Origin of the sequence: Actinoplanes sp. CA-131856 (assembly GCF_050956135.1) — a bacterium.
Lineage (GTDB): Bacteria > Actinomycetota > Actinomycetes > Mycobacteriales > Micromonosporaceae > Actinoplanes.
Genome location: NZ_CP191849.1, coordinates 7,666,168 through 7,679,696 on the forward strand (window position 1 = coordinate 7,666,168; position 13,529 = coordinate 7,679,696).

At 72.5% G+C, this 13,529-nt stretch carries 12 protein-coding genes; 1 reads left to right on the forward strand and 11 read right to left on the reverse strand.

Translation table 11 applies throughout. The features are described from left to right. Window positions 1-3: 3 nt before the first annotated feature. The 7 genes from ACQP2X_RS35075 to ACQP2X_RS35105 all read right to left on the reverse strand — a co-directional run bounded on the left by ACQP2X_RS35075 (window position 4) and on the right by ACQP2X_RS35105 (window position 8,017). A complete protein-coding gene (locus ACQP2X_RS35075) occupies window positions 4-1,164 on the reverse strand; it encodes a mannosyltransferase family protein (protein WP_498689283.1) in 1,161 nt (386 codons plus the stop codon). Window positions 1,165-1,198: 34 nt separating this feature from the next. Further along, window positions 1,199-2,632 (reverse strand): sensor histidine kinase, encoded by a 1,434-nt coding sequence (locus tag ACQP2X_RS35080; protein ID WP_498689285.1) that lies wholly within the window; start codon window positions 2,630-2,632, stop codon window positions 1,199-1,201. Continuing rightward, a complete protein-coding gene (locus tag ACQP2X_RS35085; protein ID WP_498689287.1) occupies window positions 2,629-3,324 on the reverse strand; it encodes a response regulator transcription factor in 696 nt (231 codons plus the stop codon). Before ACQP2X_RS35085 ends, ACQP2X_RS35080 begins: the two co-directional genes overlap by 4 nt. Window positions 3,325-3,357: 33 nt before the next feature. Next, window positions 3,358-4,122, reverse strand: coding sequence for an ABC transporter permease (locus ACQP2X_RS35090; RefSeq protein ID WP_498689289.1), 765 nt, complete (start codon window positions 4,120-4,122; stop codon window positions 3,358-3,360). Further along, window positions 4,119-5,027: an ABC transporter ATP-binding protein gene (locus ACQP2X_RS35095; protein WP_498701108.1), complete on the reverse strand. Its 909-nt coding sequence runs from the start codon at window positions 5,025-5,027 to the stop codon at window positions 4,119-4,121. The genes ACQP2X_RS35090 and ACQP2X_RS35095 overlap by 4 nt, the downstream gene beginning before the upstream one ends. Window positions 5,028-5,126: 99 nt before the next feature. Further along, on the reverse strand, window positions 5,127-7,313 hold the full coding sequence (locus ACQP2X_RS35100; protein WP_498689291.1) for a penicillin acylase family protein: 2,187 nt from the start codon (window positions 7,311-7,313) through the stop codon (window positions 5,127-5,129). A gap of 38 nt (window positions 7,314-7,351) precedes the next feature. Further along, the gene (locus tag ACQP2X_RS35105; RefSeq protein WP_498689292.1) at window positions 7,352-8,017 is read right to left on the reverse strand and encodes a TetR/AcrR family transcriptional regulator; all 666 of its coding nucleotides are present in this window, start codon (window positions 8,015-8,017) and stop codon (window positions 7,352-7,354) included. 100 nt (window positions 8,018-8,117) lie between these two features. Between ACQP2X_RS35105 and ACQP2X_RS35110 the strand changes: the two genes are divergently transcribed. Then, on the forward strand, window positions 8,118-9,032 hold the full coding sequence (locus ACQP2X_RS35110) for an SDR family NAD(P)-dependent oxidoreductase (protein ID WP_498689295.1): 915 nt from the start codon (window positions 8,118-8,120) through the stop codon (window positions 9,030-9,032). On the opposite strand, the gene ACQP2X_RS35115 is transcribed toward ACQP2X_RS35110, so the two are convergent. The 4 genes from ACQP2X_RS35115 to ACQP2X_RS35130 are packed head-to-tail and all read right to left on the reverse strand — an operon-like array spanning window position 9,019 to window position 13,430. Continuing rightward, on the reverse strand, window positions 9,019-9,423 hold the full coding sequence (locus ACQP2X_RS35115) for an SDR family oxidoreductase (RefSeq protein ID WP_498689297.1): 405 nt from the start codon (window positions 9,421-9,423) through the stop codon (window positions 9,019-9,021). The genes ACQP2X_RS35110 and ACQP2X_RS35115 overlap by 14 nt on opposite strands. Beyond that, window positions 9,420-10,559, reverse strand: a complete 1,140-nt coding sequence (locus tag ACQP2X_RS35120) for a sensor histidine kinase (RefSeq protein ID WP_498689299.1) — start codon at window positions 10,557-10,559, stop codon at window positions 9,420-9,422. The genes ACQP2X_RS35115 and ACQP2X_RS35120 overlap by 4 nt, the downstream gene beginning before the upstream one ends. Next, on the reverse strand, window positions 10,556-11,221 hold the full coding sequence (locus ACQP2X_RS35125; protein WP_498689301.1) for a response regulator: 666 nt from the start codon (window positions 11,219-11,221) through the stop codon (window positions 10,556-10,558). Before ACQP2X_RS35125 ends, ACQP2X_RS35120 begins: the two co-directional genes overlap by 4 nt. A gap of 58 nt (window positions 11,222-11,279) precedes the next feature. Continuing rightward, window positions 11,280-13,430, reverse strand: coding sequence for an MMPL family transporter (locus ACQP2X_RS35130; protein ID WP_498689302.1), 2,151 nt, complete (start codon window positions 13,428-13,430; stop codon window positions 11,280-11,282). Window positions 13,431-13,529: the final 99 nt, after the last annotated feature.

Below are 13,529 nucleotides of genomic sequence, written 5' to 3' on the forward strand. Positions count from 1 at the left end.
AGGTCACGCCACCAGGAACGTCCCGGTCATGAAGATCACCAGGAAGACCGCGTGCAGGGCCGCGCCGACCACCAGGACCGTGCGGTCGGCCACCTGGTTGGCGCCCATCCGGGCCAGCACCAGGAAGATCGCCACCGCCTCCATCGCGTACCGCGCCGCCGACTGCATCGAGCGGCCGCCGACCTCGGTCGACATCAGCATGACGAGGGTGATCCCGCCCTGCACGACCAGGTAGATCTGGTCACGGCGGAACTTGAACGGGCCTTTCAGGCAGAGGATCAGCAGCACCACCGCGACCAGGACCGTGCCGGCGTCCAGAACGGCGCTGATGGTGGCCTTGTCCAGCGGCCCGGCGATCTGCCGGACCGAGATGAGCCACGCCTCCCCCGGGACCGTGTACCTCCGGCCCCATTCGTCCTGGGCGATGCTGAACTGGACCGGGCTGCCCAGCTCGATCCAGCAGTAGACGCTGTAGCCGACCACTCCCAACGGCACGAGGGCCACCCCGAGCACGTCGGTGCGGAGCCGCCACTTCGTCTGGCGAAGATATTCGACGGCCAGCGGGGCGATCAGCAGCACCCCGAACAGCCGGGTGGCCGACGAGAAGGCGCCCAGGGTGCCCGCCAGCCACCAGTGCCCGCGCCGCGCGGCGTACAGCGCCCCGACCACGAGCAGCAGGAACAGCGACTCGTTGTAGCCGATGAACAGGAAGAACCCCATCGGGAAGACGGCGAGATACCAGGCGGCCCGCTGTGCCACCCGCGGCCCGAACTCGTAGTCGGCCAGCCGGTAGAGCAGGACCAGGGCGCCGAACGCGGCCGCGTTGGCCACGAAGAGCGCGGCGGCCGGACCGCCGCCGAACAGGTGGATCAGCATCGGGTACAGCGGGAAGAAGGCCGGGAAGCCCGGGCCCAGGTGATAGCCGCTCTCGGCGATCCGCACGTAGTGCCCGGCGTCCCACCCGTTCCAGGCCAGGACGATCGACCACAGATCGGGAGCGGGGCCGTCGCCCTGGTAGGTCAGCCAGGCGAGCGCGCCCACCACGAGATGGACGACGGCCGTGGCCGACCACACCGCGAGCGCCGCCAGCGACGCCGAACGCCACGGCCGGCGGACCGGCACGGCGACGTCTGGCGCGACGAGTACGTCTTTCACAAGTTCCACGCGGACACGGTGGCCGAGCGCGGATAAGGCCCGGTTAAAGGCTCACCGGAAGCACCAGACGGAAGCGGGCGCCCGCGCCGGCGGCGGTCGTCAGCTCGATGTCGCCGCCGTGGGCCCGGGCCAGGGAGCGGGCGATGGCGAGACCCAGACCGGCGCTGGCGCCGCCGGCCCGGGTGCGTGACCGGTCCGTGCGGTAGAAGCGGTCGAAGACCCGCCCGGCCTGGACGGCCGTCATCCCGGGCCCGCTGTCCGCCACCTCCAGCACCGCCTGCCCGCCGACCGTGCCGACGCCGATCCGGACGGCGGTGCCGGGCGGGGTGTGCGCGATCGCGTTGCCGACCAGGTTGGCCACCACCTGCCGCAGGCGGGCCTCGTCGGCGTCGACCGGAGCCGGGCCGGGTGGGCCGTCGCCGCCGGGCCCGGTCACCTCGACCGGCCGCGACGGGTCGAGGGCCCGCACGTCGTGCCGGGCGTCGGTGGCCAGCGTGCGCAGGTCCATCGGTCCCCGGTCGAGCCGTCCCTCGGGGGCGTCGTCGAGCCGGGCCAGCAGCAGCAGGTCCTCGGTGAGCGCGGTGAGCCGGGCCGCCTCGCGGCCGATGCGGCGCATCGCCTCGTCGACCTCGGCCGGTGTGGTCACGGCGCCCATCCGGTGCAGGTCGGCCGAGCCCTTGATGACGAACAGCGGGGTCCGCAGCTCGTGGCTGACGTCCGACACGAAGGTCCGCATCCGCGCCTCGGAGGCGGCCCGCCCGGCGAACGCCGTCTCGAGCTGGCCCAGCATCGTGTTCAGCGAGCCCGCGAGGTGCCCGATCTCGGTGGCCGGCGGCGCGATGGCCGGCACCCGCGAGGAAAGGTCGCCGGCGGCGATCGCGGCGGCCGTGCGCTCGATCGTGCGCAGCGGCCGCAGTCCCCGGCCCAGGGCGAACCAGCCGAGCCCGGTCAGCAGGACGAGCAGCACGCCGCCGCTGGCGAGGCTGGTCGTCCGCAGCTGGGCGACGGTGGCGTCGGCCTGGGCCATCGGCGTCGCGGCGACCACCGTCGCGTCACCCGGGACCGCGCGGGCCGCGACCGCCCGCCAGCGTCCCGAGCCGTCGGCCGCGCGCAGGAAGACCCCGGAGCCGTCGGCCGGAATGGCCCGCAGGTCGGCCACCGGCGGCAGCCCGGCCCGGTCCTGCCGGGAGGAGAGGATTCCCTCGGCCACGCCGCCGTCCGCGTCGAGATAGACCAGATACGGGGCGCCGATCAGGTCGAGGGCGGGGTCGAGAACACCGGCCTCGGCGGCGGCGCTCGCCGATCGGGGCCGGTCCGCCGGCACCCGCGCGATCAGCGTGGTGAGGGAGGCCAGCTGGGTGTCGAGGCGTTCCAGCTGGTAGTGCTCGAGCCGGTCGGCGACGACCGTGCCGGCCAGGCCCAGCCCGGCCAGCAACAGGGCCGCGGTGATCAGCAGCAGCCGGACGCGCAGGCTCATGGGCGCGGCCCGCGCATGACGTAGCCGACACCGTGGACGGTCTGGATGAGCCGGGGATCGGCCGTGTCGACCTTGCGCCGCAGATAGGAGATGTAGGTGTCCACGATGCTGGCGTCGCCGCCGAAGTCGAAGTGCCACACCCGTTCCAGGATCTGTGCCTTGGTCACCACCCGGCCGGCGTTCTCCATGAGGTAGCGCAGCAGCCGGAACTCGGTGGGCGAGACGCGCACCGGCCGCCCGTCCCGGGTCACCTGATGACCCTCGGCGTCGAGAGCGAGCGGGCCGACCGTCAGCAGGCCGGCGTGGTGACCGGAGGTGCGGCGCAGGATGGCCCGGATCCGGGCGATCAGCTCCTCGAGGTCGAACGGCTTGGTCACGTAGTCGTCGGCGCCGAGCGACAGCCCCGTCACTTTGTCGGCCTGCCCGTCGCGGGCGGTCAGGAAGAGCACGGGCACCGGGCCGGCGCGCCCTTGCGTGCGTTGCTCGCGCAGACGCCGTACCACCTCGAAGCCGTCCATGTCCGGCAGGCCGACGTCGAGCAGCACGAGATCGGGTGGGTCGCCGGCGGCCGAGGCCATCGCCTCGGCCGCCGTGCCCGCCGAGTCGACCCGGAAGCCGGCGAACCGCAGCGTCGCCGAGAGCAGTTCCCGCACGGTGGCCTCGTCGTCCACCACCAGCAACCGTTCCGTCATGACGGCCAGCCTACGAACGCCCGGCGACGGCCATCAGACGTCGCGCCGTCGGAAGACCACGAACGCGACGGCCAGCACCGCCGCGACACCGAGGCACATGCCGCCGAGATTCATCCAGGGGTGCGGATAGTCCGGGTCGGCGACCGTGCCGAGGGCGGCCGCCCCGCCGATGGTCGGCCAGAAGTCGAAGAGGCCTTGCATCCACGACGGGAACAGACCGGCCAGCGCCGGCACCAACAGGATGACGCCGACCAGCGTGGCCAGCGCCCCGGCCGTGGCCCGCATGATCGTGCCGAGCCCGACGGCCAGCAACGCGATCGCGGCCAGATAGAGGCCACCGGCGAACACCGCGGAGAGCACCCCGCTGTCGCCGAGCTCCGCGCTCGGCACGCCCTGCCGGGCCAGCAGCGGCTGCCCGAGGAGGAAGGCGGCGAACATCAGCGCCTCGCCCGCCACCACGGCGACGACCGCGGCCAGCGCCACCTTGGCCGCCAGCACCCGACCGCGCCGGGGCGCCGCCGTCAGCGTCGTGCGCATCAGCCCGGTCGCGAACTCCGAGGTGACCACGAGGATGCCCAGCACCCCGATGATCAGCTGAGCGACGATGTACGAGGTGAGGCTGTGCCCGGTCGGGTCCCAGGCCAGCCGGTCGGCCTCGGTGGCGGTCTCCCAGGTGCGGCCGGCGCCGTTGGCGGCCAGGGCGGTGATACCCAGCCCGACGGCGAACAGGCAGGCCAGCGTGTACCAGGTGGAGCGCAGGCCGCGCAGCTTGACCCATTCGGCGCGCAGCGCGTTCACGCCGCCACCCCCTGATAGTCGACGCTGTCGCGGGTGAGCTCCATGAAGACGTCCTCGAGCGAGGCCCGCCGCGGGGTGAGCTCGCTCAGCACGACCCCGTGGAACGCGGCCAGCCGACCGATGTCACCGGCGCTCATCCCGGACACCACCAGTGACGCCTCGAGACCCTCCTGGACGCCGGCCCCGGCCGCCGACAGGCGCCGGGCGAAGACGGCCGGGTCGTCCGCGCGGACCAGTACGGTGCCCTCGCCGCTCGCCCCGGTCAGCTCGCTGACGGCGGCGTCGGCCACGAGCCGCCCCCGGCCGATGACGACCAGGCGGTCGGCGGTCCGCGCCATCTCGCTCATCAGGTGGCTGGAGACCAGCACGGCGCGGCCCTCCGCCGCGAGCGACCGCATCAGGTCGCGCGCCCAGCGGATGCCCTCGGGGTCGAGTCCGTTCACCGGCTCGTCGAAGATCAGCACCTTCGGGTCGCCGAGCAACGCCGCCGCGATGCCGAGCCGTTGCCGCATGCCCAGCGAGAAGCCGCCCGCGCGCTTGCCGGCCACGCGTTCGAGCCCGGTGCGGGCCAGCACCTCGCCCACCCGCCGCCGGGGCAGCCCGTTGCTGACGGCCAGCGCGAGCAGGTGGTCGTGCGCCGTACGGCCACCGTGCACGGCTCCGGCGTCGAGCAGCGCGCCGACCTCGAGCAGCGGCACCGGAAGCTCCGTGTAGCGGCGCCCACCGATGGTGACCGATCCCCGGTCCGGCGCGGCCAGCCCGACGATCATCCGCAGGGTGGTGGACTTGCCGGCCCCGTTCGGGCCGAGGAAGCCGGTCACCTGGCCGGCCTCGACGGTGAACGACAGGTCGTCCACCACGGTGTCGGGCCCGTACCGCTTGGTCAGGCCCCTTACCTCGATCATGCTCATGCCGCCGATGCTGGCCGACCCGGCTGACCGGCTTCTCAGCGCTTCTGGGAGAACTCTGGGAGATTCCCCGCTCGGGCCGCCGGAGCGTCCGGATCACACAGGAAACTCTCCGGGCCGGTACCGGCGCTCGATGTGCCCCGCCAGGTCGCGCGGGTAGAAGTAGACCGGCCGCAGATCGCCGTTCGCGTAGCGGACGGCCTGGTCGTTGAAGTGCGGCGACGCGGGATCGCCACTGGCACCGCCGGCCGTGATGGCCCAGGCCCGCAGCGTCGGCCCGAACTCGACGACCGCCACGAAGCTGTTGCCGCTCGTGCCGTAGTAGCGCTTGGTGCCCGGATAGCGCCGCGCCCCGAACGAGGCCAGCGAACCCCACTGTCCCGACGTGAACGGCACCGGGATGCTGGGCTTGCTGTCGTCGAAGGTCTGTGTGATGGCGCCGTCGTTGCGCTGGAACCGGTTGATCTCACCCCACGGCACCCGCCAGCTCCCGAAGTCCTGGGTGAGCCGGTCCACCGCCTGATCGAGCGCGGCCAGCCACTGCGCGCCGGTGACCTGCTCGGTCCCGGAGCCCCAGATCGGCAGTCCGGCGTCACGGGCGGCTTCGCCCCAGAACACCGCCAGCGAGGTCGCCGTCGACTGGTAGCCCCACCGGAAGTCCCACCGCCGCAGCAGGTCGACCGGTCCGGCCAGCCGCGCCCGTTGCGCGTCGCCCGGCGGCAGCTTCTGCCAGGCCGCGACGACCCGCGGGACGAGGCGGGCGAAGGCGGTGAGGTACGGATCGAAGGCGGCGTCCCGGAGCGTACGGAGGGTGAAGTCCCGCCGGGCCGAAAGCACCCGGATGGCCTGGGGGCCGCGCGGGTTCTCACCGGCCTGGTCGAAGTAGCGCGGATAGTCCTCGGCGTCCGGGCTGTCCGGGCCGGCCGCCGTCCACGGCCAGTTGTTGGTGTTGAAGGCCCAGCCGATCCGCGGGTTCACCGCCTGCGGCAGGCTCGCGAGGCTGTGCAGGCCGCGCCAGTCGGTGGCCGGGTCGCTGCCGTCGACCGGCTGCCGGAAGTCGAAGCGGTCGTCGCGGACCGGCATGAACTGCGGCACCAGGAAGGCGGTATTGCCGCTGCTGTCGGCGAACAGCGTGTTGTTCGAGCTGTTCGCCTTGAGGCCGGCGACGCGGATGAACTCCTGGTAGTTGCGCGTCTTGGTGCGCAGGAAGCTCTGCTGCAGGGCCGGCACGGGCTTGTTCATGAGCGCGAAGGCGATCCACTTGCCGTCTGCCTCGCGCACGATCGGGCCGTGGTGGGTGGCGTACGTGGTGAAGGTCCGCTTGGCCCGTCCGCCGTCGGCCGTGCGGTACGCCAGCGTGACGGTCTTCGTGCTGATCGGGCGCCACTGGTGGCCGTACCGGTAACGCAGTTCGGTGTCGACGGTCTCGGCGAACTCGTCCACGTTGTCCACGCCGCTGGAGGTGTGCATCCAGCCCGCGTTCGCGTTGAAGCCCTGATAGATGAAGAACTGCCCCCACGTCGCGGCGCCGTAGACGTCGAGCCCCTCGCCGCTGGTCACGTGCTGTTCGGAGCGGAAGAAGAAGCTGGTGTGCGGATTGATCAGCAGCAGCGCGTGCCCGTCGCGGGTGTGGTGCGGCGCGATGGCGAAGCCGTTGGAGCCGCGCGGCTCGCGATCCTCGGCGGCCGGCTCGGCCACGGCGCGCTTGGTGTAGAAGGCTTCGAGCTGGCTGAGCGGCACCCGCTCGATGTCGCCGCCGATGCTGCCCTCGGAGAAGCTCAGCGGCATCCACGGCTCGAAGCGGGTGAGCACCCGGGGCCGCACCTCGGGATGGGTGGCCAGATAGAAGTTGAGCCCGTCGGCCCAGGCCTGCATGAGCCGGCGCAGCCAGGCCGGGCTGCGGGCGTAGTCGCGCTTCAGCTCACCCGGCTCGAGCCAGAGCCGCTGGCGCAGGTCCTGCCAGATCGCGGTCTCGCCCTCGGCCTCGGCGAGCCGGCCCAGGCTCACCAGATAGTTGCGTTCGACGCGGGGGAAGTCGTCCTCGGCCTGGGCGTACATCATCCCGAAGACCGCGTCGGCATCGCTGCGGCCGACGATGTGGGGAATGCCCCAGTCGTCACGCGTGATCGTCACCCGCGCGGCCTGCTTGCGCCACCGGGCGACCTCGGGTGTGTCCTTTCCGGCCGCGGTCGCCGGGCCCGGCGGCAGCCCCACCGCGGCGACGGCCGCGGCGCCCACCGCTCCACCCAGGATCCGGCGACGGCTCAATCCGTGGTCCACCATCCCGGCACCATATCGTCATTCATCGATCGATGGCAGCGTCAGCCGCGGGGCAGCACCCCCAGGAGCGCGGCGGTCAGCGCGAGCCGCAGGGATTCGCGCAGATCCATGTGGAAGCGGGCGAGCTCGGGCTCGGCCTGATAGGCCGCTCGCAGGCTGGGCGGGGGTGTGCTGTACGCCGACAGCGCGCCGGCCAGCACCATGGCCTGGAGGCTGAACAGGGTCGCGCCCTCTCCCAGCTCGGGCAGGCACTTCTCGATCAGGGCGGTCATCGTCGTCAGGCGCTCCAGCGAGGCGCGCTTGTAGCGGGCCACGACCTCGACCGAGACGTTGTGCTCCAGCACGCTGCCCTGCGCGCCGAAGAGGTCGCACAGCACCACCCGGCCGGCCAGCGAACGGCTGAGCACCTCGGCCACCACGGTCGCCCGCTCAGCCATGGGCGCGCCCTCGTCGACGGTCAACTCGCCCGCCAGCTCGGTCAGCCACTCCCGCAGGAGATGGTCGAGCACCTCCAGCAGCACCGCCTCGCGCGACTCGAAGTAGCGCAGCACGTTCGGCTTGGCCAGGCCGACCCGGCGACTGAGCTCGTTCAGGGTCACTGCGGCCACCGGCATCTCGTCGAGCATCGCCGCCGCCACGTCGAGGATGGCCCGGCGGCGGATCTCCCGCTGCTCCTCGGTGCGCGCCCGCTGGAAAGTCACGATCACCAGCCTAACTTAAGTACCCCCGGTACGTTGACATCGTACCTTCGGTACTTTAACGTCGGACAAGCAAGATACCTCCGGTACTTAATCAAGGGAGCCCGACATGAACTGGACGACGACCGACATTCCCAGCCAGCGCGGCCGGGTGGCCGTGGTGACCGGGGCCAACACCGGACTGGGATACGAGACCGCGCGGGCGCTGGCCGAGCGCGGCGCGTCGGTGGTGCTCGCCGTGCGCGACGTCGAGAAGGGCGAGCGCGCCGCGGCCGGCATGACCGGCGACGTCACGGTGCAGGCGCTCGACCTGACCTCGCTCGACTCCGTCCGCGCGGCGGCGGCCGGCCTGCGGTCCCGGCTCGACCGGATCGACCTGCTGATCAACAACGCCGGCGTGATGTACACACCGAGGCAGACCACCCGGGACGGCTTCGAGACGCAGTTCGGCACCAACCATCTCGGCCACTTCGCGCTCACCGGCCTGCTGCTCGACCTGATGCTGCCGGTTGCCGGCTCCCGCGTGGTGACGGTCAGCAGCACCGGTCACCGCATCCGGGCCGCCATCCACTTCGACGACCTCCAGTGGGAGCGGTCGTACAGCCGGGTCGGCGCCTACGGCCAGTCCAAGCTGGCCAACCTGATGTTCACGTACGAGTTGCAGCGCCGCCTGGCCCCGCACGGCACCACCGTCGCGCTGGCCGCGCACCCCGGCCTGTCCAGCACCGAGCTCGCCCGCAACACCCCGGCCGCCCTGCGGCTCCCGCTCACCTGGCTGGCCCCGGTCATCACCCAGACGCCGGCGAGGGGCGCGCTTCCCACCCTGCGCGCCGCCACCGATCCGGCCGCCCTCGGCGGGCAGTACTACGCGCCCGGCGGGCGCTACGAGATCAAAGGCCACCCCCGGCTGGTCACGTCCAGCCCGCAGTCGTACGAGGTGGCCGTCCAGCAGCGGCTGTGGGCGGTCTCCGAGGACCTCACCGGGGTCACGTTCCCCGTCGTCCCGTCGGTCAGCCGCCCGTGAGCGCTCCCCGGTGCCGCCGCAGCCAGGCCGCCTGGCCGCCGTCGATCAGCAGATCGGTGCCGGTGATGTAGAGCGATCCCGGTCCGGTCAGAAAGGCGACCGCCTCGGCGATCTCGGCCGGGGTGCCGGTGCGGCCGATGCCGCAGGCGTCCAGCATGGCCATCATGTGGTGACCGGAGGCCGAGTCCCGTTCGGCCCTGGCCATCGCGGTGGCGACGACGCCGGGGCTGATCGAGTTGATCCGAGCGCCACTCCGGTTGAAGGCGAGCGCCGCGGCCTCGACCCACGCGGTAGCCGCACGACCCGAGCCGCGCGGACAGCGATCGACGCAGATCGACGTCGGGGACCGCCGCCAGCAGGTGGCGACCGTATGTCGCGGACACCCGGTCATCCTAGAAGCAGCGGAAGCCGGACGCGCACGGCGAACGTGCCGCCGGGCTCGAAGCCGGCGTCCAGGGTGCCGCCGGCGATCTGCGCCCTCTCCCCCATGCCGATCAGGCCGTTGCCCGAGCCCTCACCCCGGCGGCCCCGGTGGGCCGGGTTGGTGACCACCATGTCGAGCTGGTCGCCGGAGTAGGTCAGGGCCACGTGGGCCCGGTTCCGCGTGCCGTGCTTGCCGGCGTTGGTCAGCGCCTCCTGGAGGATCCGATAGGCGGCCAGGTCACCGGTCGGGGTCAGCCGGCGGACCGGCCCGTCGCGCTCGACGGTGACCGCGAATCCGGTGGTGCGGAAGGAGCCGACCAGATCGTCGATCCGCTCGAACGACGGCGCCGGCTGGCGGCTCTCCGGCTCGTCGTCGCGGCGCAGCAGGCCGACCGTGGCCCGCAGCTCGTCGAGGGCGGCCCGGCTGGTCACTTGGATGCCGGCCAGGGCCTCGTACGCCTTGTCGGGACTGCTCCTCATCAGATGGTGCGCCACCCCGGCCTGCGCGTTGACCAGGGTGATGTGGTGGGCGACGACGTCATGCAGGTCGCGGGCGATGCGCACGCGCTCCTCGCGGACCCGGCGCCGGGCCTCCTCCTCGCGGGTGAGCTCGGCCTGCGCGGCCCGGCGGCGCTCCTGCTGGAGCACGACGCGGTTGTTGCGGACCGAGTCACCGACAGCGACCGCGGCCGCCACGTAGTTCAGCGGCACCAGCACGCGGATGTCCAGCAGGTGATCGGGCAGCCACAGGGCCGAGCTCCCGGCCAGCAGGGCGGCCGATCCGGCGGCCATGAGCCACGCCGTCCGCCGGTCGACGGTGGTGCCGAGGGTGTAGAGCGCGACGATGGCGGCCACGCTGACCAGCACCTCGTGATCGCCGAAGAGCGGCAGCGCGCTGCCGGCCAGCACCGTGACGGCGGTGACCGTGCGCGGCAGGCGCAGTCGCAGCAGCAGGGCGGCCGAGGCCACGAAGATCAGAATCAGCTGGGCGCCGGTCGGCCCGCGCAGCCCGGCCGTGCCGTTGCCGAAGGCGAGCATGGCCAGCTCGATCATGACGGTGAGCACCGGCGGGACGACGACGAACCACCACGGCCGCGTCCTCATCGGCCGGTCCGCGGGGTGACCAGGCCGGTCTCGTAGGCGAACACCACCAGCTGGGCCCGGTCGCGGGAGCCGGTCTTCATCATGGCCCGGTTGATGTGGGTCTTGGCGGTGGCGGCACTGATCGACAACCGGCCGGCGATCTCGGAGTTGGACAGGCCGGTGCCGACCAGTGCCGTGATCTCGAGCTCGCGGGCGGTGAGGTCCACGGGCGGCACCACGGCGGCCGGCTCCCGCAGGGTGAGGAAGCGCCCGATCAGCGCCGTGGTCGCCGACGGGGACAGCAGCGACTCGCCGGCCGCGACGACCCGGATGGCCTGCAACAGGTCCTCCGGGTCGACGCCCTTGCCGAGGAAGCCGCTGGCCCCGGCCCGCAGGGCGGCCACCACCAGCTCGTCGGTCTCGAAGGTGGTGAGCACGAGGATCCGGGTGCCGGCGAGCGTGCCGTCGGCGGTGATCCGGCCGGTGGCCTCGATGCCGTCGGCGCCGGGCATCCGGATGTCCATCAGGACGACGTCGGGCCGGCTCCGCCGCGCTCCCGCGACCGCCTCGTCGCCCGTGGCGGCCTCGTCGACCACCTCCATGTCCGCCTCCGCGTCGATCAGCAGGCGGAACGTCGCCCGCAGCAGCGCCTGGTCGTCGGCGAGCAGCACCCGAATGGTCACGCGTCAAACCTTTCCGTCGGCGGCCGGTCGCCGCAGCCCGGGCCGGGCCCGTCCCCCGTCAGTGTTCCTGGCCCGCCCCGGCCAGCGCCGGTTCCCGGTGCGCCGGCTCGGCGCCCTCCACCGACACGCGCGGGGTGACCTTCGCCGCCCAGCGCGGATAGAACCAGTTGGCGCGGCCGATCAGCGTCATGAGCGCCGGGATCAGGGTCATGCGGACCACGAACGCGTCCACCACCACCGCCACCGCGAGCCCGATGCCGATCATCGAGACGATCCGCTCGCCGCTGAAGCCGAAGGACGCGAAGACGAACAGCATGATGCCGGCCGCGGCGGCGATCACCTGGGCGGTCTCGGTCAGTCCGGCCCGCACGGCCCGGCGGTTGTCGCGGGTGTGCGTGAACTCCTCGTGCATCCGGCTCACCAGGAACACCTGGTAGTCCATGGACAGGCCGAACATGATGCCCATGACCAGGACCGGGATGAGATAGGTGACAGGGGCCCCGGTACCGACGCCGAGCAGCTCCGATCCCCACCCGAACTGGAAGATGGCGGTGACCGCGCCCAGGCCGACGAAGATGGTGGCGATGTTGCTGATCGCCCCCACCAGCGGCACGAGCAGGCTGCGGAAGGCGACCGCCAGCAGCAGGAAGCCGATCAGGGCGATCAGGCCCAGATAGAGAGGCAGCTTGCTCATCAGCGCGCCGGCCAGGTCGATGCTGCTGGCGGTCGAGCCGCCCACGTAGACCCGCAGGCCCGAGGCCGGGATGACGTCGTCGCGCAGGCGCTCGACCAGATCGGCCGTCTCGGCGGTCTGGGCGCTGGTGCGCGGGACGACAGTGGCCACCGAGATCTTCGGACCGGGCCGGGAGGTCACCGAGGCGACGTCGTCCACCGACGGCAGCCGCTTGACCAGGCCGGCGAAGGCCTGCGCGGAGGCGGCGTCCGGCGTTTCCGCGACCAGCAGCAGCGAGGCGTCGAAGCCGGCGCCGAAACCACCGGCCATCAGCTCGTAGTAGTGGCGCCCGGCCGAACCGGCCGGATCGCTGCTGGCGTCGGCGTCACCGACGCGCAGCGACAGCACCGGCGAGGCCAGCACCAGCACGACCACCAGGGCCGCGCCGGCCGACCGCAGCGGCGCGCGCTGCACCAGGGCCGCCCACCGGGCACCCCGTCCCGGGCCCGCGACGATCGGCGTGCCGGTGGCCAGCGCCGTCCGCTGCCGGCGCGACAGCACCTTCCGGCCCAGCAGACCCAGCAGCGCGGGCAGCAGGGTGAGCGCGGCGGCGACGGTGAACAGCACGGTCACGGCGGCCGCCTGGGCCATGCCGGTGAGAATGCCGAGCTTGACGACGTACATGCCGAGCAGCGCGACGATCACGGTGAGCCCGGCGAAGATCACGGCGCGGCCGGAGGTGGTGACGGCCTTGACGATGGCGTCCGGCACGGAGTCGCCGGCCATCAGCGCCTGGCGGTAGCGGTTGACGATGAACAGGGCGTAGTCGATGCCGACGCCGAGGCCGATCAGGGCGCCCATGGTGAGGCTGGTCGCGGCGAGGTCGACGACGTGCGCGGCCAGGACGACGACGAGCAGCGAGGTGGCAACTCCGACGACGCCGGTGATGATCGGCAGGGCGGCGGCCCAGGCCGACCGGAAGACCAGGAACAGGATGACCAGGGCGGCCAGCAGGCCGACGGCCTCCCCGCCGTGCGACCCGCCGGGCTGCTCGGTGAAGGCCGGGCCACCCAGCTCGACGTCGAGGCCGGAGCCGCGCAAGGCCGTCGCGGCCTGCTCGACGCCGGTGGTGTCGGCGTCCTCGGTGAGCGTGACCGTGGCGTACGCGGTCTGTGCCTCGGTGTTGATCTGGGCTTTGCCCGCGCTGCTGTAGGGGCTGACCACGCCGGTGACGCCGGGCAGGCCGGCGATCCGGTCGAGCACGCCGCCGACCTGCCCGCGAACGGCGGCGGAATCGACGGCGCCGCTCTCGGCGTGCCAGACGATGGTGCCCGAGGTGGTGCCCGCCGCCGCCGCGCCGTTGGCCTCGGCCAGCAGGCTGTAGGCGGTGCCGGATTCACTGTCCGGCATGCCGGCGTCATCGGAGAACGCCGTGCCGAGGCTCAGCGCCAGAGCGGCCAGGACGAGCAGAGCGGCGATCCAGCCACCGACGACGGCGAACCGCCACCGAAAGCAGCCGCGAGCAAGTGAAGTCATGCCTCAAGGGTCCCGTTGACCTGCACTTTCGTCGTCAACCCAGCGCGGTGATCGCGCATACCGCAGGCGCGGTACACGCGATCGTTTTTTAGATCACAT